This window comes from Arthrobacter sp. S2(2024), from assembly GCF_036662515.1.
Classification (GTDB): Bacteria; Actinomycetota; Actinomycetes; order Actinomycetales; family Micrococcaceae; genus Arthrobacter.
The window spans coordinates 39,699-57,034 of record NZ_JAYKZI010000011.1 but is presented as its reverse complement, the minus strand read 5'-3'; the positions used below and the strand labels follow the sequence as shown (position 1 = coordinate 57,034).

The following is a 17,336-nucleotide window of genomic DNA, read 5'->3' as shown; positions in this document are numbered from 1 at the left end:
AAGCATCAGAGGTGTGAACCATGGCGGCAAACCAGGATCGTGAGAAGGCGCTCGAGGCAGCGCTTGCCCAAATCGACAAGCAATTCGGCAAGGGCTCCATCATGCGCTTGGGTGACGATATCCGTGCGCCCATCGAAGTCATTCCCACTGGTTCCATCGCCTTGGACGTCGCCCTGGGAATTGGCGGCCTGCCGCGCGGCCGTATCGTGGAAATCTACGGCCCGGAATCCTCGGGTAAGACCACCGTCGCGCTTCACGCTGTGGCCAACGCCCAGCGCCAGGGCGGCATCGCAGCCTTCATCGACGCCGAGCACGCCCTCGATCCCGAGTACGCGGCGAAGCTGGGCGTCGATACCGACGCGCTGCTGGTTTCGCAGCCGGATACCGGTGAGCAGGCCTTGGAGATCATGGACATGCTGATCGGCTCCGGCTCCTTGGATATCGTCGTGATCGACTCCGTCGCCGCATTGGTTCCCCGCGCTGAAATCGAAGGCGAAATGGGCGACTCCCACGTCGGCCTTCAGGCCCGCCTTATGAGCCAGGCCCTGCGTAAGATCACCGGCCGGCTGAGCCAGACCAAGACGACTGCCATCTTCATCAACCAGCTCCGCGAGAAGATCGGCGTTTTCTTCGGTTCCCCTGAGACCACCACCGGTGGCAAGGCCCTGAAGTTCTACGCGTCCATCCGCATCGACGTCCGCCGTATCCAGACGCTGAAGGAAGGCGCGGATTCGGTAGGTAACCGGACCAAGGCCAAGATCGTCAAGAACAAGATGGCTCCGCCCTTCAAGATCGCGGAGTTCGACATCATCTACGGCCAGGGTATTTCCCGCGAGGGCGGCATCATCGACATGGGCGTCGAGCACGGCATCATCAAGAAGTCCGGTTCGTGGTTCACTTACGACGGTGACCAGCTGGGCCAGGGTATGGAGAATTCGCGCCGTTTCCTGCGGGACAACCCGGAGTTGGCTGCGGACCTCGAGCGGCTCATCAAGGAGAAGCTTGGCGTCGGAGTAGTCAAGCCTGCCGAAGCCGAAAAATCTCCGAAGCTGAAGGCCGTTGACGGCTAAGCGCCAGGGCCGCTCCCGTTCCTCAAGTTCTTCCCGGTCGTGGGGCCCGTCTGCGGATTCGTCCGTGGCGGCGGACCCTGAGGCCAATCCGGAATCGGTAGCCCGGTCCATTGTTTTGCGGCAACTGACCAACTCGCCCAAGAGCAGGCTTCAGCTTGCCCGCAAACTGGCCGAACGGAACGTGCCTGACGAGGTGGCCGAAGCCGTGCTGGACCGCTTCGAGGAAGTCCGGCTCATTGATGACGCCGATTTCGCCGAGATGTGGGTCCGCAGCCGTTCCCAGTCGAGGAAACTCGCCCGGGGTGCCTTGAGGCGCGAATTGGCGGACAAAGGCATCGACACTGAAACCGCGGAGCAGGCGCTCGCGCAAGTGAGTGACGACGACGAGCGGAACGCGGCCAGGGATCTGGTCGCACGCCGTTTGCGGGCCGGGACGGACCTTTCCGACAGGGCCGAGCGGGACAAGCAAACCCGGCGGCTCGCGTCGATGCTTGCCCGCAAGGGTTACCAGCCATCCACGGCATTCCGGATTGTCGGCGAGGTCTTGGACGAAACCTTGGCGCAGGAGCCTGGCTCCTATGGCGCGGGAGAGTACGGCGGTCCTGAAGCACACGGTCCTGAAGCAGGCGGTCCTGAAGCAGAGGACATCGGCTAAACGGTGTCTCGGAGAAACTGAGAGCTGCCTGTGAGTATTGTCCCCGGCGGCGGGGTTGGGTGGCTTCTGGGTGCCTGTCGGCTAAGGTTCTGGACTAGTGTTCCGAGTCGGGAGGCAGGTCAGATCCAATGAATCCGTTGTCGCTACGGCTTTCGGCAATCATTGTGCCCTTGCTTGTCGCGTCGCTTCTCCAAGCAGGCCCGGCTTCGGCGGACGACGATGCCCCGCCGTCGGGCTATCCCAGCTGGGCAGAAGTACAGCAAGCCCAAGGGAACGAGGCTGCCGCAAGCGCCGAAGTAGACCGCATCAACCAGTTATTGGCTGGACTTCAACAGAAATCCGGAGAGCTCGGCGCGGCGGCCATCAAGGCCGGAACTGAGTACGCCAAGGCCCATGACGCCCTGCTGCACCAGCAGGCAGTCACCCAGAAACTGGCCGAGGCGTCCCAACAGGCCAAGGCAAAAGCGGATTCCTTGAGAAAGGCCACGTCCTCCCTGGTGGTCCAGGCATACGAGTCGGGCGGCTTCGATCCCGGTCCCTGGTCCCTTGCGAACGCCGCCATCGCGCCGGACAACATTCAAAATTTCGCCTTGCTGAACAGGGTCCTGGATCGTACGGCGAAGCTGCACGATGATGCCCTGAGCGCGTCCCGGGCATCTGCCGCCGCAACCGCCCAGGAACAAGCCGCCCGCGATGTGCTGGCCCAGTTGGACAGCGATGCCGCGGCAAAGGCCCAGGCCGCAGAGTCTGCAAGGCGGGCAGCCGAAGACAGCGTGGCCGCCACGGACGGCCAGCGAAAGACCATGGTGGCCCAACTCGCGTCCTTGACCTCCACTTCTGCCGCTGTCGCACAGAAATATCAAGAAGGCCAGGTTGCGCTTGCCGCGTACCAGGCCGCCCAGGAGGCCAAGAGGGAGGCGGCGCAGCGCAAGGCGATAGCCGACGCAGCGGCAGCCGCAGCGGCCGCCGCAGCGGCCGCCGCCAACAACCAGCAAGCGGTCCAGCCGCCCATCAGCAGTGGAGGAGGCGGCGGCTTCGTAGGCGGGGGTGGCGGTGGCGGGGGAAACGTCGTCAACGACCCCGCCGGCGCACGGCAATACGCGTCCTCCCGGCTCGGCGCCTATGGTTGGGGCCAGGACCAAATGCAGTGCCTGTCCTTGCTGTGGACCCAGGAATCAAGCTGGATGACGGACGCCACCAATCCCAGCAGCGGCGCTTACGGTGTAGCGCAGGCGCTGCCGCCGGACAAGTACTATTCGGCAGGCAGCGACTGGCTTAGCAACTACCGGACCCAGATCGATTGGGGCCTCGGCTATATCCGCGACCGTTACGGTTCGCCCTGCAACGCTTGGCAGCATGAGATGGGCTTCAACTGGTACTAGTCCGAGGGGCTACCCTAGATTGGTGAGTTCCCCTTCTGCAGCACCAGCACCAGCCCCCGTTCAGCAGCCCGCTCCGGGCCCTGTCGTCGATCCGGCACCCGAGCACGCGGCGAAGCGCACCTACCAGGTCCGCACCTTCGGTTGCCAAATGAATGTCCATGATTCCGAGCGCATGGCAGGGCTCCTCGAGGATGCAGGGTACGTGCCGTTCGACGGCGGCGTCGCCGACGTCGTGGTTTTCAACACCTGCGCCGTCCGTGAGAACGCCGACAACAAGCTTTACGGCAACCTCGGGGAACTCAAACAGGTCAAGGCCGCCCATCCTGGAATGCAGATTGCCGTCGGCGGATGCCTTGCGCAAAAGGACCGCGAAACCATCGTGCGCAAGGCGCCGTGGGTGGACGCAGTGTTCGGGACCCACAATGTAGGGGCGCTCCCGGCGTTGCTGGACAGGGCCCGCCACAACAACGAGGCACAGCTGGAAATCCTGGAGTCGCTGGACGTCTTCCCCTCCACCTTGCCGACCAAGCGCGACTCCGTGTACTCGGGCTGGGTTTCCATCTCCGTCGGGTGCAACAACACCTGCACCTTCTGCATCGTGCCGTCGCTCCGCGGCAAGGAGAAGGACCGACGTCCCGGCGAGATCCTCGCCGAAATCCAGGCGTTGGTGGACGACGGCGCCGTCGAGGTGACGCTGCTCGGGCAGAACGTGAACTCCTACGGCGTGGAATTCGGGGACCGTTTGGCTTTCTCCAAACTGCTCCGCGCCTGCGGTGATATCGAAGGCCTCGAGCGTGTCCGTTTCACGAGCCCGCACCCGGCTGCCTTCACCGACGACGTCATCGACGCGATGGCCGAGACCGCCAATGTCATGCCGCAGTTGCACATGCCCCTCCAGTCCGGTTCGGACAAGGTCCTCAAGGACATGCGCCGCTCCTACCGTTCGACCAAGTTCCTGGGGATCCTGGACAAGGTCCGCGACAAGATTCCCCACGCCGCGATCACCACGGACATCATCGTGGGCTTCCCCGGCGAGACGGAAGAGGACTTCCAAGCCACGCTCGACGTCGTCGAGAAGTCACGCTTCGCCTCAGCCTTCACCTTCCAGTACTCCAAGCGCCCGGGCACCCCGGCCGCGGACCTTCCGGACCAGCTGCCCAAGGCCGTTGTCCAGGAACGCTACGAGCGGCTGACGGCCCTCCAGGACCGCATCGCGGCCGAGGAGAACGCGAAACAGCTCGGACGCCGGGTTGAACTGCTTGTCACGGCCCAATCCGGCCGCAAGGCCGAGGAAACGCATCGCCTTTCGGGTCGTTCCCAGGACCAGCGCCTGGTCCACTTCTCCGTGCCGGAAGGCGCAGAGACTCCGCGGCCCGGCGATTTCGTCACCGTGACCATCACCGAGGCAGCTGCCTTCCACCTCGTCTCCGATCCGGCGACAACGGCGGACTACAGCTTGAGGCGCTCCCGTGCCGGCGACGCGTGGGACCGCTCGCAGGCCGATTCCTGCGGCGCTCCAGCCCCGAGTGCCTCGGGCGCAGGGTCCGGCGGCATCGGGTCTTCAGGTTCAAGGGCCGTCTCCCTCGGTATGCCGTCGCTCCCCGTACGACGCGGTTAGCCCGGCATGGCAGCAGTACCGGCCGGGTCAGCTGATCCGAATCCGCCCGTGATCGCCGTCGTCGGCCCCACCGGTTCCGGCAAGTCCGATCTCGCCGTCCACCTCGCCCTCGCGCTCGACGGCGAGGTCATCAACGCCGATGCCATGCAGTTCTACCGTGGAATGGACATCGGCACGGCCAAGATCACCGTCGCCGAACGCAGGGGAGTGCCCCACCACCTCCTGGACACGATGGAGGTCACCGAGGAAGCCAGCGTCTCCGCTTTCCAGGCCGACTGCCGCGCCGCCGTCCGTGATATCCATGGCCGAGGCAAGCGCGCCATCCTGGTGGGCGGCTCCGGCCTCTACGTCCGGGCAGCCTTGGATGTCCTGGAATTTCCCGGCACGGACCCCGGCGTGCGGCAGCGGCTGGAGCAGGAGCACGAAACCTCGGGTCTTCCAAGCCTCAAGGAACGGCTGCAGCGCATCGACCCCGTGTCCGCCGGCAGGCTCGGCGACGCCCGCCGCGTCATCCGCGCGCTGGAAGTCTTCGAGCTCACCGGCCGCCCGTTCAGCTCCTTCATGCCGCAGCGCGAGTATTTCCAGCCGGCCGTGCAGATAGGGCTCGACGTCGACCGCGGAGTGCTGCGCGAGCGTTTGGCCGAGCGCGTGCTGAAGATGGTCGACGCGGGACTTCTTGAAGAGGTCGCGCGGCTGGACGCCGTCGGACTGCGGCAAGGCAAGACGGCATCGCGGGCGCTCGGATACGCGCAGTTCCTGAAGGTCCTCGACGGCGAATCCGACACAGCTGCCGCGGCCGAAGAAACCATCGTGGCCACCCGGCAATTCGCCCGGCGCCAACTCACGTGGTTCCGGGCGGACCCCCGGATCCACTGGCTGGACTGGCAGGATACGGATTTGGTGGCCAAAGCCGCAGAAATCTGCGCGAGTCCGGCGTCGGTGATTTAGGCGCAACCCCCAGTACAGGTAGCCTTGAGCCATGGATGAAACCCTTGCATTTTCCGCCCCGCAGCCTGCCGCTGCCGGCGGTTCCGTACCCGCCTCCGGTCTTCACGGGCTGGCCTTCTCCAAGGGGCACGGTACGGGCAACGACTTCGTCCTCATTGCGGACCCCGAAGACGCACACCAGATCTCTCCGGAGCAGGTCGCAGCGCTCTGCAACCGCCACCTGGGCATTGGCGGGGACGGGCTCATCCGGGCAGTCCCTTCACGATTCCTGCCTGAAGGCCTCCAGCTGCTCGAAGCGGATTCCGCTGCCGAGTGGTTCATGGACTACCGCAACGGCGACGGCTCGTTGTCCGAAATGTGCGGCAACGGAGTCCGCGTCTTCGTCCAATTCCTGATCGAGCAAGGACTTGTCACCCTCAACGCCGGTGAATCCCTGACCATCGGGACGCGCGGCGGCATCAAGAAGATTGTCCGGACCCCTGAAGGCTATGCGGTGGATATGGGTCCGTGGGAGTTCATTTTCCCCAAGGATGCCACTACCAAGGCCATGGACTCCCTCGTCAGCGCCGACGGACTGGAAGTGGCCCGGCCTGCCCTTTCTGTCAGCATGGGCAATCCGCACACTGTGGTGGCGTTGGCCGAACTTTCAGAGCTCAAATCCACGCAGCTCTTCAAGGCGCCCGTCGTCGATCCCAAGCCGGCCAACGGCACCAACGTCGAATTCGTGGTTCCCGCTGAGCCCCTCGTCCACGAAGGCGTAGGCAACATCACGATGCGAGTGCACGAACGCGGCGTCGGTGAGACCCAATCGTGCGGCACCGGCGCCTGCGCGGCCGCCGTCGCCATCCGGCACTGGGCCGGGGAAGGTGCTCCCGACACGTGGCGCGTCAACGTGCCGGGCGGCGTCGTCGGCGTGCGGTTCTTCCCCGGAGAAAGCGACCGCGAACACGTGGAGCTCAGCGGCCCCGCCGTGATTGTCGCTAGCGGGACGCTTTCCTGACCCGCAGGACGCGGAAGGATTTCGACGTGCTTTCCCGGGACACCGCGAAGGAACCATCGAGGGTATCGGCCAGCCAGCGCTGAAGCGAGTCCGCGCCAAGGTTCTTCTGCACCACGAGCCAGGCGTTTCCACCCGGAGCGAGCCGCGGCAGCCAGGTGAGCAGCAGGCTGTGGAGTTCATCCTTGCCGATACGGATGGGCGGGTTTGACCAGATAGTGTCGAACGTCACGGCGGGATCGACCTCGTCGGGCAGGCTCGCGGTGACATTCCCGAGCTCCAGGAGCGCGGCGTTCTCGTTGGTCAAGGTGACGCAGCGTTCGTTGACGTCGACGGCGTGGACCTGAGCGTGCGGCGCCATGAGCCCCATGGTCAACGCAATGGGACCCCAGCCGCAGCCGATGTCCAACAGGTTTCCCTGCGGCGCCGGCGGTGGAACCTCGGAGAGAAGGATCGCGGTTCCCTTGTCGATCCCGTCGGGGCTGAAGATGCCGCCCGCTGTCTGGAGCCGGCGGGTCGCGCCGGCCAGTTCCACCGTGAGGGGCTTGCGGGTGAACGGCCCCGCGGGCTGTGCGCTGAAATAGTGAGCAGACTCCATAGCTTGCCAGATTAGTTGCCAGCAGCGGGCAAGGGAAACCGCGCACTGCTCCAAACCGCCCCGGCCCGGACTTGACGAGGTCTGATAGCGTGGTTTGCATGTTCTTGATCTCCGAGTAACCGACTCCGTGTAGCCGGCACCGCCCGCGACGCAGGCCTGCAGTATGTGCAGCGCCATTCCGCCTTGGCATGTCCGTTCCAGACGCCGTTCTTGACGCTTGGACACTCAGCAGATCGTCCCCTCCCGCCCCTGGGATCTGTGTTCGCAATCCGCGCAGCCCGTCCGGATGGAGACCCCAGGCCATCGGCAGAGGCTTGCCAGGCATCAGCCCTGCGCGAATTCCGCGCCACAAGAGACGAATCGGCACTATTCTGGAAGTGCCGAACCCCCTAAAAGGAGACCATGACCACGCAGAAGAACACCGGACCCGATTCCGACGCCCAGGACATGAGTCCTGAAGAAATCCAGGCTGTCATCGACCGGATTCTCTCCAAGGACGCACCTGCCATAGTTCAGGACCGCGACGAACCCCGGGGCGTGTTTGGCAAAGCCCAGGCAATTTCCCGCCTGGACGAAGAACACAGCATCTACGACGGCGATCAAGAGGACCTGGCCGAACGCCGGGCCCTGCGCCGTACCGCCGGGCTGTCCACGGAACTTGAAGATGTTACCGAGGTCGAATACCGGCAGCTGCGCCTTGAGCGCGTCGTGCTGGCAGGCCTCTGGACCGAAGGCACCCTGGCCGACGCCGAGAATTCCCTGAGGGAGCTCGCCGCCTTGGCCGAAACCGCCGGCTCGGAAGTCTTGGACGGCATCGTCCAGCGCCGCATGAAACCGGACCCCGGCACCTTCCTTGGCTCAGGCAAAGCCATGGAGCTCAAGGACATCGTGATGTCCACAGGAGCCGATACCGTGGTGGTCGACGCCGAACTGGCGCCATCCCAGCGGCGCGGCCTTGAAGACATCGTCAAGGTCAAGGTGGTGGACCGCACCACGTTGATCCTCGACATCTTCGCGCAGCATGCCAAGAGCCGCGAGGGCAAGGCCCAGGTTGAGCTCGCACAGTTGGAATACCTGTTGCCGCGCCTGCGTGGTTGGGGCGATTCCATGTCCCGCCAGGCCGGTGGCCAGGTGGGTGGCGCCGGTGCCGGCATGGGTTCCCGTGGTCCTGGTGAAACCAAGATCGAACTGGACCGCCGCCGAATCCGCACACGCATGGCCAAGCTACGGCGCGAAATCGCCGCCATGAAGCCATCGCGCGAGACCAAGCGGGCCAACCGCCGTCGTAATGCCGTTCCTTCGGTTGCCATCGCCGGTTACACGAACGCCGGAAAGTCGTCACTGCTCAACCGCCTGACGGATGCCGGTGTCCTCGTGGAGAACGCGTTGTTCGCCACCCTGGATCCGACGGTGCGCAAGGCCCAGACCCCTGACGGAATCGGCTACACGCTCTCGGACACCGTCGGCTTCGTGCGTTCGCTGCCCACCCAGCTCGTGGAGGCTTTCCGCTCCACGCTGGAAGAAGTGGCCGACGCCGATCTGATCCTCCACGTGGTGGACGTTTCGCATCCCGATCCGGAAGGCCAGATCGCGGCCGTCCGCACGGTGTTCAGCGAAGTAGATGCCCGGAAGATCCCGGAAATCATCGTCCTGAACAAGGCGGACGCCGCTGATCCGTTCGTCATTGAGCGGCTCAAGCAAAAAGAGCCACGCCACGTCGTCGTGTCCACCCGCACCGGGCAGGGCATTGCCGAGCTCCTCGGGGCTATCAGCGAGGCTATTCCGCGCCCTGGCGTGCGCCTTGAAGTCCTGATTCCGTACAACCGCGGCGAGCTCATCAACAAGCTGCACAACACCGACGCCGAAATCCTCAGCCTTGAGCATGAGGAGGAAGGCACCCGCGTGGTGGCCATGGTCCACGAGAACCTGGCAGCCGAGTTGGAGTCGTTCGTCAGCAATGGTTGATCCAGAGGCGGGGGAGCGCGGCGAAACCGTGGGGGAACGGACCGCCCTCGAACTCCTGGACAAAGCCGTTGCCGGCATGGGAGGCCAAAACCGCACGGGCCAGCACCAGATGGCCAGGCAGGTGGCGCGGGCGATCGAGACCGGCGAACACCTCCTGGTCCAGGCGGGCACTGGCACTGGCAAGTCCCTTGCGTACCTGATTCCGTTGATTGCGCACTCGATGGAGAGCAACAAGCCCACGCTCGTGTCCACGGCCACCTTGGCCCTGCAGACGCAGATCGTGGGCCGGGATCTGCCCCGGCTCCTGGAAACCATCAATCCGGAGCTGGAGCGCCCGGTCAGCATCGCCCTGGTCAAAGGCCGGGCCAACTATGTCTGCCGGCACAAGCTGGAGGGCGGGTTCCCCAGCGAGGAACCGGCTGAGGGGCAGCTGTTCTCCCTTGGCGAGGACACCAGCGTTCCGCATCTGGCCGCAGCCATCGGCGGGCCTGCCTCGCAGCTTGGCAAGGAAGTCGTGCGGCTGCGTGAATGGGCGGCGAAGACCACGACGGGGGACCGCGACGAACTCATGCCGGGCGTGACGGACCGGGCCTGGCGCCAGGTATCCGTCACGTCCATGGAGTGCCTCGGAGCGCAAAAGTGTCCGATGGCCGAGGAGTGCTTCAGCGAGCTCGCCCGCCACCGCGCCGCGGAGTCCGACGTCGTGGTCACCAACCACGCGATGCTCGCCGTCAGCGCCTTTGAAGGGCTGGCCGTCCTGCCCGAATACGACGTCGTGGTGGTGGACGAAGCACACGAGCTCCAGGACCGTGTGACCGGTGCCGTGTCCGGGCAGCTGTCCGTGGCGATGATCCATGCCGCGGCCTCCAGCGCCCGCAAACACACGGCCATCACCGTGGACGCGCTGAACGCCGCCGCGGATCGTTTGGAACTCGCGATCATGGGAGCGCCGTCCGGCCTCTTGCCCAACGGGCTCAATGACGAACAACTTGATGGCGTGGACCAGCTCCGGGAAGCGTGCCGTGCGGCGCTTTCCGATTCGAAGGGGGATTCGTCCAACGCGGTCGACGGCGGACGTCAGCTCGCGCGCTCACGGCTCATGCTGATCCTCGAGTTGTGCGAACGGCTGCTCTCCGCCCGGGAAAACAGGGAAGTCGTGTGGCTCTCCCGGAACAGCAGCTTCGATCCCCAGCAGGGCTACACGGCCCCCGACGAGGACTCGCCGGCGCTCATCAACATCGCGCCGCTCAGCGTCGCCGGACGCCTCCGCGAAGGGCTCTTCGCGGGCCATACCGTGGTGTTGACCTCTGCCACTTTGGCTATCGGGTCTGCATTCGAGGCCACAGCCGGAGGGCTGGGCTTGACTGGCCAGGGCGCCCCCAGCTGGACGGGCGTGGATGTCGGCTCGCCCTTCGACTACCCGAAGCAGGGCATGCTGTACGTCGCCAAGCACCTGCCCAAGCCGGGTCGCGGCACCTCGCCCGAAGCGTTGGACGAACTTGAAGAGCTCATCAAGGCCTCGCACGGCGGAGCTTTGTGCCTGTTCTCTTCCCGTCGTGCGGCTGAGGACGCCGCGGAAGCGATGCGGTCGCGCCTGGATGTGGACATCCTGTGCCAGGGAGAATCGACCATGGCCGCGCTGGTCAGGCAGTTTGCCGAGGAGGAGGACACCTGCCTGTTCGGCACCATGTCCCTCTGGCAGGGCGTCGACGTTCCCGGCGGTTCTTGCCGGCTGGTCGTGATTGACCGGATCCCGTTCCCTCGCCCGGACGATCCCCTGATAACGGCACGGTCCCGCGCGGTCGCCCAGGCCGGGGGCAACGGTTTCATGGCAGTGTCTGCAACGCACGCGGCCATTCGGCTGGCACAAGGGGCCGGCCGCCTCATCCGTTCAACGGGGGACAAGGGCGTCGTGGCAGTACTGGATTCACGGCTTTCGACGGAGCGCTACGGCAACTTCCTCAGGGCAGCGTTGCCGCCCTTCTGGCCCACCACGGACCGTTCAGTGGTGCGCGGTGCCCTCGAACGTCTTTACGCCGCGTCGGCCACGGCCTAAGGCAGGGGCCCTTGGGTGAGGGTGCCTTAGAGCGAGCGCGTCCTAGAGTGAGCGCAGGACCGAGACGACTTTGCCCATGATGGTGGCATGGTCGCCCAGGATGGGTTCGTACTGCGTGTTCTGCGGGAGCAGCCACGTGTGGCCGTCGCGCTGCCGGAAGGTCTTGACGGTGGCTTCGTCGTCCAGGAGTGCGGCCACGATGTCGCCGTTGAGTGCGTCGTTTTGACGCCGCACTACCACCCAGTCTCCATCGCAGATAGCGGCGTCGATCATGGAATCACCGGCGACCTTGAGCATGAAGAGCTCGCCATGGCCTACCAATTGCCGGGGCAGAGGCAGGACGTCCTCAACGGTCTGGTCGGCCAGGATGGGTCCACCGGCAGCAATGCGCCCGACGAGGGGAACCATGGCCGTGTCACTGGCACTCGCGAGTTCCGTGACGGCCAGGCCGCCGGCGCTGCGGAGTTTCGCCGGCGCTTCAACGCCGGGGATGACAGAGCCGCCGTCCAGGGTCAACGGCATGAGGACTTCCATGGCGCGTGGACGCTTGGGATCGCGGCGAAGATAACCGAGCTTCTCGAGCTGCGACAACTGGTGGGTGACGCTGGACAAGCTGGCCAAGCCGACCGTGTCTCCGATTTCGCGCATCGACGGCGGATACCCGTGATCGTTCACTGAACGTTGGATGGTCTCCAGGATTTTCTTCTGGCGGACGGTCAGGCTCTTGGGGGCCTTCTGCGGCTGCTGGCTCCGCGCTGAGGCCGACCCGCTGCCAGTGGCTTTCGCTGCCATGTTCGCCAACACCCTTCCGTTCCGTCCGCGCGGCCCTGAGGGGCTTGCCGGGACTGTCGGCCTGAAATGTCAGACCCTCCTGTTGCACTGATTCAGTGCTCGTTCCTTCACTCAAACGTAGGGCAGGCGCAGGCGTTTATCAAACATTTGTTCTAGCGAGTCTCGACATCGTTCGTTGATAAGTGCTAAAAATGTCGTAGCAAGGTTCGAATATGTGTTCTATAAAAGTGATGTGGGGTCCGGGTGTTCGCCCGAATCGTTCGAAGACAACAACGAACAACCGTCCTGCAAGCACTGAATGAAGGCAAGAATTGGCAGCCGCAACCAGAGATTCCGGAACGCGGCATTGTTCAGAAGGGCTCAGCTCATGTCCGCAATCACCATCACCCACACACCCGGCCACAGTGCGCCGGCGGGCCGGCTCCGCCTGACCCGCAGGGGCCGCATGGTCTTCTTCGGCGTCCCGGCCATGCTCCTGGTTGCAGCGCTCCTTAGCTTGGCGGGATTCCTGAATTCGCCGGCCAAGGCTGCTGATTCCGCCGCTGAACTGCAGCCCACCTCAAGCACGAGCGTCACGGTACAAGTGGGCCAGTCCTTGTGGGGGATTGCGGGAAGCGCCGCACCGTCCCGAGATCCACGCGACGTCGTTGCGGAGATCATCCAGCTGAACAACCTCCAGGACGGCCACATCGTGCCCGGCCAGCAGCTGTTCATTCCTTCGACTTAGCGGCAACTTGGACCGGGTTGCCCGGCCCCTGGACGGTCTCCGTGCCGTCACAGTTTCAGGGCATCCGCCGCGGCACCTTAAACTGTCATGGTGAGTGACCAGCTTGAGCGACTTGACCGACTTCCCCTCCGGACCAACCTTCGCGGCCTGAGCCCCTATGGCGCGCCGCAGCTTGATGTTCCGATTTTGCTCAACGTCAACGAAAACACGCATGGCGTCCCAGCGGACGTCCAGGCGGCCATCACCGAAGCGGTCGCGGCAGCCGCCACCGGACTGAACCGCTATCCGGACCGCGAGTTCACCGAATTGCGCGAGGCCCTTGCGGAATACCTTGGCCACGACCTTTCGGCCGAGAACATCTGGGCAGCCAACGGCTCCAATGAAGTACTCCAGCAGATCCTCCAGGTCTTCGGCGGCCCGGGCAGGTCCGCGCTCGGTTTCCCGCCGACGTACTCCATGTACCCTTTGCTCGCGAGCGGAACCGACACTGCATACATCGCTGGTGTTCGCGCTGAAGACTATGGCCTCGATGCGGCCTCGGCGGCCGCGCAAGTCCGTGAACTCAAGCCGAATGTCGTGTTCCTTTGCTCCCCGAACAACCCCACCGGCACGGGACTTGGCCTGGACGTTGTCGAAGCCGTGTACGACGCCGGCGAGGCGAGCCGGACCGTGGTGATCGTGGACGAGGCCTACCACGAGTTCGCCCACGACAACACGCCAAGCGCGTTGACGCTCCTCCCCGGCCGGGAGCGCCTTATTGTGTCCCGGACCATGAGCAAGGCGTTCGCCCTTGCCGGTGCGCGCATCGGCTACATGGCAGCTGCCCCCGAGGTCGCCGACGCGATCCGTCTGGTACGCCTTCCGTACCACCTCTCCGCCATCACGCAGGCGACCGCACTGGCGGCCCTCCGTCACCGCGAAGCCCTCATGGCCGACGTCGAGGACATCAAGGTCCAGCGCGATCGCATTGTCAGCGAGTTGACCCGCATGGGCTTCAAGCCGGCCGCCTCCGATTCGAACTACGTATTTTTCGGCGGAATCGAGAATCCCCACGCCCTGTGGCAAGGCCTGCTGGAGCGCGGAGTCCTGATCCGCGACGTCGGCATCCCGGGCCACCTCCGCGTCACCGCGGGCACGGAGCCTGAAACCACTGCATTCCTCAAGGCGCTCGAAGCCTTGCTGGACGGCCAGGTCTCCGCACCGGCCTAGACTTGAACAAGTCCCACCACTCCTTCCTCCTAAGGACATATCGATGAGCGAAAACGGCGCCAGCACGGCGGCCGCCCGGACAGCACGCATGGAACGCACCACCAGCGAATCCTCCGTCCTGGTTGAAATCAACCTCGACGGCACGGGCGTCTCGGATATCAGCACCTCGGTGCCGTTCTATGACCACATGCTGACGGCGCTCTGCAAGCATTCGCTCATCGACATGACCGTCAAGGCGAGCGGAGACACCCACATCGACGCCCACCACACCGTGGAGGACGTTGCCATTACCTTCGGCGAGGTCCTGCGCACCGCCTTGGGTAACAAAGCAGGGATCCGTCGGTTCGGCGAGGCCACGGTCCCGTTGGATGAAGCGTTGGCCCACGCCGTCGTCGACGTCTCCGGACGTCCTTACCTGGTCCACGGCGGTGAGCCCGCAGGGCAGGAATACCACCTGATCGGTGGACACTTCACCGGTTCGCTGACCCGCCACGTCTTTGAGGCCATCACCTTGCACGCCGGTATCTGCCTCCACATGAGTGTCCTGGCCGGCCGGGATCCGCACCACATCGTGGAGGCCCAGTTCAAGGCCTTTGCCCGTGCACTCCGTTCCGCCGTCGAGTCCGACCCCCGTGTCGAAGGCATTCCGTCCACCAAGGGTGCCTTGTGAGTGGGCAGATCCTCAAGGACGGCGCTGTGGTCGATCCGAAGGCTGCCAGCCGCATCGTCTCGCCCGAGGGAAAGCCGACCGTAACGGTTCTTGACTACGGCTCGGGCAACGTCCGCTCGGCGGTCCGCGCGCTTGAGCGTGCCGGAGCGGCAGTCACGTTGAGCGCCAAACCCGAAGACGTCCTGAACGCCGACGGTCTCCTGGTCCCCGGCGTCGGCGCCTTCGAAACGGTGATGCGTGAACTCAAGGCAGTGGACGCGATCCGGATGATCGGCCGTCGCGTTGCCGGAGGCCGGCCAGTCCTGGGTATCTGCGTAGGGCTCCAGGTCCTGTTCGAGGCCGGAGTGGAGCACGGTACCGAGGCCGAAGGCATGGGCGAGTGGCCCGGCAAAGTGGAACTCCTGCCTGCCCCCGTTGTGCCGCACATGGGCTGGAACACTGTGGACGTGCCGGAAGGCTCGAAGCTGTTCGCCGGCGTCGAGCATGAACGCTTCTATTTTGTGCACTCGTATGGCGTACAGAAGTGGGAATTCGACGTTGTCCAGCCCCGCATGGCTCCGCCGAAGGTGACGTGGTCCGAACACGGCGCCCCCTTCATCGCCGCCGTGGAAAACGGACCGTTGTGTGCCACGCAATTCCACCCCGAGAAGTCGGGCGACGCCGGAGCCCGGCTCCTGCGAAACTGGGTTGAGGGTTTGCGCCCGCAAGCAAAAACCCAGCCGCAGCCGACCGAGGCCGGAGGCGCTGCCTGATATGTGGTCCGTTATCTTCATGGGCGCGGCCGGGCTGCTGGTTGGCGGCGGAATCTCCTTCCACCAGCAGAAACGCCCCGCCTGGGTCTCCATTTCGTTCTACGTACTCGCCGGCTTGGCTCTGCTGGCCGCCTACCTCTTCACTTTGCCTGCAAAATAAGTTGCCGGGCAACTGACGCCCGTCCCCACAACACCGAGGACTTCAATGACTACCGCCTCCGAACTGCCCGTTCTGGAACTCCTGCCCGCCGTCGACATCGTGGACGGCCAGGCCGTTCGTCTCCTTCAGGGAGAAGCCGGCTCCGAGACCAGTTACGGCACCCCGCTGGAAGCGGCGCTGAACTGGCAGAACGCCGGAGCCGAGTGGGTGCACATGGTGGACCTTGACGCGGCGTTCGGACGCGGCAACAACGCCGGCCTCATCAGCGAGGTCGTCTCGCAGCTGAACGTCAAGGTGGAGCTGTCCGGCGGACTGCGCGACGACGAATCCCTTGAGCGCGCGCTTGAGCTCGGCGTCGCCCGCGTGAACCTCGGAACCGCCGCGCTGGAGAATCCGGAATGGACCCGCCGGGCCATCGACCGCTTCGGTGACAAGATCGCCGTCGGGCTCGACGTCCGTGGAACGACGCTCGCAGGCCGGGGCTGGACCAAGGAAGGCGGGGACCTCTGGGAGGTGCTGGCCCGCCTTGAGGATGCCGGCTGCGCCCGTTACGTGGTCACCGACGTCACGAAGGACGGGACACTGCAGGGACCCAACGTCGAGCTGTTGCGCCAGATGGTCGAAAAGACCGGCAAGCCCGTTGTCGCGTCGGGCGGCATCTCCAGCCTTGAGGACCTGCGCGTCCTGCGGGAGCTCGTACCGCTTGGGGTCGAAGGAGCGATCGTCGGCAAGGCGCTGTATGCCGGTGCCTTTACGCTCCCGGAAGCCCTGGACGTCGCCGGCCGCCGCTGATGTCGCAGGATCCACAGTCCCCGGCTGCTGACCGGGCTTCGACTCCGGCCGCACGGCAGTTGCCCGGGCACATCGCTGCGGCCCTGGCAGGTGCTGGCGGCGCAGGCGATTCCGCCGGCCAGCCCTGGGCAGGCCGCGACCTGAGCGGCGACGCCGCCAAGATCCATAATTTCGAGGACGACGACGGAATGGCCGACGCCGGCTACCTCGCCGCCGTCGCGGCACTGCTCGCCGGAACCGGCAGCGAGGCCGGTGTGGTGGCTTCGTTGGCAACGGCGAGGGTGTTCGTCCCGGTGGTGGCCCAGCTCGCTGAGGAAGCCGAGGGCGTGGACGGACTCCATGCGGACAAGCAGGCCGACATGGCGCTCGTGACATTGAAGGCGCCGGATGGCCGCACGGCCATGCCTGTGTTCACGTCGGCGGCCGCCCTTGAAGCCTGGCATCCGCAGGCCCGTCCCGTCGCTGTTTATGCGGCCCGGGCGGCCCTGTCTGCCGTCTCCGAAGGGGCCCAGTTGCTCGTCCTGGATCCCGGTTCGGAGGTCACCTTCGTCGTCCGCCGGCCTGCCATGTGGTCACTGGCACAGCAGCGCGACTGGACGCCGTCGTACCTTGATGATGAACTGGAGTCTGCTCTCAATTCCCTGGCAGGGATGTACCCGGCCGTGCGGCGCCTGGAGGTGCGGCCGGGATCTGGAATGGCTTCGCGCACGGCTGACGGATCGGCCATGGCCGGCGGGGGACCCGGCCCCGAATTGCGCGTGGTGCTGTACCTCGAAGACGGCCTGGACGCCGCCGCGGTGCAGGATCTCGTCTCCGGACTGAACGGGCGTTGGGCGCAGAACGAATTGTTCGCCGAGCGGGTTGACTCGATCGAGGTCAGCTTGCAGCGGGCGGCACAGTAGCCGAAGGCACAGGGGGAACGTCCTTGTCCTGCCCTCGGCAGAA

General features: G+C 65.1%; 17 protein-coding genes. 15 read left to right on the top strand and 2 right to left on the bottom strand.

Translation table 11 applies throughout. The features are described from left to right. Nucleotides 1-20: 20 nt before the first annotated feature. From recA to dapF, 6 genes are all read left to right on the top strand, one after another. Nucleotides 21-1,070 (top strand): recombinase RecA, encoded by a 1,050-nt coding sequence (gene recA, locus VLA65_RS17560; protein ID WP_059387807.1) that lies wholly within the window; start codon nt 21-23, stop codon nt 1,068-1,070. A gap of 64 nt (nt 1,071-1,134) precedes the next feature. Next, on the top strand, nt 1,135-1,725 hold the full coding sequence (locus tag VLA65_RS17555) for a regulatory protein RecX (RefSeq protein ID WP_332603257.1): 591 nt from the start codon (nt 1,135-1,137) through the stop codon (nt 1,723-1,725). 128 nt (nt 1,726-1,853) lie between these two features. Beyond that, complete coding sequence (locus VLA65_RS17550) at nt 1,854-3,107, top strand: lytic transglycosylase domain-containing protein (protein WP_332603256.1); 1,254 nt, start codon at nt 1,854-1,856, stop codon at nt 3,105-3,107. 22 nt (nt 3,108-3,129) lie between these two features. Next, a complete protein-coding gene (miaB, locus tag VLA65_RS17545; protein ID WP_284989327.1) occupies nt 3,130-4,725 on the top strand; it encodes a tRNA (N6-isopentenyl adenosine(37)-C2)-methylthiotransferase MiaB in 1,596 nt (531 codons plus the stop codon). Nucleotides 4,726-4,731: 6 nt separating this feature from the next. Continuing rightward, nucleotides 4,732-5,673, top strand: coding sequence for a tRNA (adenosine(37)-N6)-dimethylallyltransferase MiaA (gene miaA / locus VLA65_RS17540; protein ID WP_332603255.1), 942 nt, complete (start codon nt 4,732-4,734; stop codon nt 5,671-5,673). A gap of 31 nt (nt 5,674-5,704) precedes the next feature. Then, on the top strand, nt 5,705-6,673 hold the full coding sequence (dapF, locus tag VLA65_RS17535) for a diaminopimelate epimerase (RefSeq protein ID WP_332603254.1): 969 nt from the start codon (nt 5,705-5,707) through the stop codon (nt 6,671-6,673). Here dapF and VLA65_RS17530 read toward each other — a convergent pair. Further along, entirely contained in the window at nt 6,654-7,268 is a 615-nt protein-coding gene (locus VLA65_RS17530) for a class I SAM-dependent methyltransferase (protein WP_332603253.1), read from the bottom strand. The two genes, dapF and VLA65_RS17530, sit on opposite strands and share 20 nt — an antisense overlap. Nucleotides 7,269-7,670: 402 nt before the next feature. Here VLA65_RS17530 and hflX point away from each other — a divergent pair, with 402 nt between their 5' ends. Both hflX and VLA65_RS17520 read left to right on the top strand, forming a co-directional pair. Beyond that, nucleotides 7,671-9,233 (top strand): GTPase HflX, encoded by a 1,563-nt coding sequence (hflX, locus tag VLA65_RS17525; protein ID WP_284753588.1) that lies wholly within the window; start codon nt 7,671-7,673, stop codon nt 9,231-9,233. Continuing rightward, on the top strand, nt 9,226-11,289 hold the full coding sequence (locus VLA65_RS17520; protein WP_332603252.1) for an ATP-dependent DNA helicase: 2,064 nt from the start codon (nt 9,226-9,228) through the stop codon (nt 11,287-11,289). The genes hflX and VLA65_RS17520 overlap by 8 nt, the downstream gene beginning before the upstream one ends. A 42-nt stretch (nt 11,290-11,331) precedes the next feature. On the opposite strand, the gene lexA is transcribed toward VLA65_RS17520, so the two are convergent. Continuing rightward, nucleotides 11,332-12,081 carry a transcriptional repressor LexA gene (gene lexA / locus VLA65_RS17515; protein WP_059387803.1) on the bottom strand — a complete coding sequence of 250 codons (750 nt, stop codon included), beginning with the start codon at nt 12,079-12,081 and terminating at the stop codon, nt 11,332-11,334. A 367-nt stretch (nt 12,082-12,448) separates the two neighbouring features. On the opposite strand from lexA, the gene VLA65_RS17510 reads away from it, so the two are divergent. From VLA65_RS17510 to VLA65_RS17480, 7 genes are all read left to right on the top strand, one after another. Then, a complete protein-coding gene (locus tag VLA65_RS17510; RefSeq protein ID WP_332603251.1) occupies nt 12,449-12,808 on the top strand; it encodes a LysM peptidoglycan-binding domain-containing protein in 360 nt (119 codons plus the stop codon). A 90-nt stretch (nt 12,809-12,898) separates the two neighbouring features. Continuing rightward, nucleotides 12,899-14,017 carry a histidinol-phosphate transaminase gene (locus VLA65_RS17505; RefSeq protein ID WP_284989322.1) on the top strand — a complete coding sequence of 373 codons (1,119 nt, stop codon included), beginning with the start codon at nt 12,899-12,901 and terminating at the stop codon, nt 14,015-14,017. Nucleotides 14,018-14,060: 43 nt separating this feature from the next. Continuing rightward, nucleotides 14,061-14,687: an imidazoleglycerol-phosphate dehydratase HisB gene (gene hisB, locus VLA65_RS17500; protein ID WP_332603250.1), complete on the top strand. Its 627-nt coding sequence runs from the start codon at nt 14,061-14,063 to the stop codon at nt 14,685-14,687. Beyond that, nucleotides 14,684-15,439 (top strand): imidazole glycerol phosphate synthase subunit HisH, encoded by a 756-nt coding sequence (hisH, locus tag VLA65_RS17495; RefSeq protein WP_059387798.1) that lies wholly within the window; start codon nt 14,684-14,686, stop codon nt 15,437-15,439. The genes hisB and hisH overlap by 4 nt, the downstream gene beginning before the upstream one ends. A gap of 1 nt (nt 15,440) precedes the next feature. Further along, a complete protein-coding gene (locus VLA65_RS17490; RefSeq protein WP_172465499.1) occupies nt 15,441-15,599 on the top strand; it encodes a hypothetical protein in 159 nt (52 codons plus the stop codon). A gap of 45 nt (nt 15,600-15,644) precedes the next feature. Next, the gene (gene priA, locus VLA65_RS17485) at nt 15,645-16,391 is read left to right on the top strand and encodes a bifunctional 1-(5-phosphoribosyl)-5-((5-phosphoribosylamino)methylideneamino)imidazole-4-carboxamide isomerase/phosphoribosylanthranilate isomerase PriA (RefSeq protein WP_059387797.1); all 747 of its coding nucleotides are present in this window, start codon (nt 15,645-15,647) and stop codon (nt 16,389-16,391) included. Then, complete coding sequence (locus tag VLA65_RS17480) at nt 16,391-17,293, top strand: SseB family protein (protein WP_332603249.1); 903 nt, start codon at nt 16,391-16,393, stop codon at nt 17,291-17,293. The genes priA and VLA65_RS17480 overlap by 1 nt, the downstream gene beginning before the upstream one ends. Nucleotides 17,294-17,336: the final 43 nt, after the last annotated feature.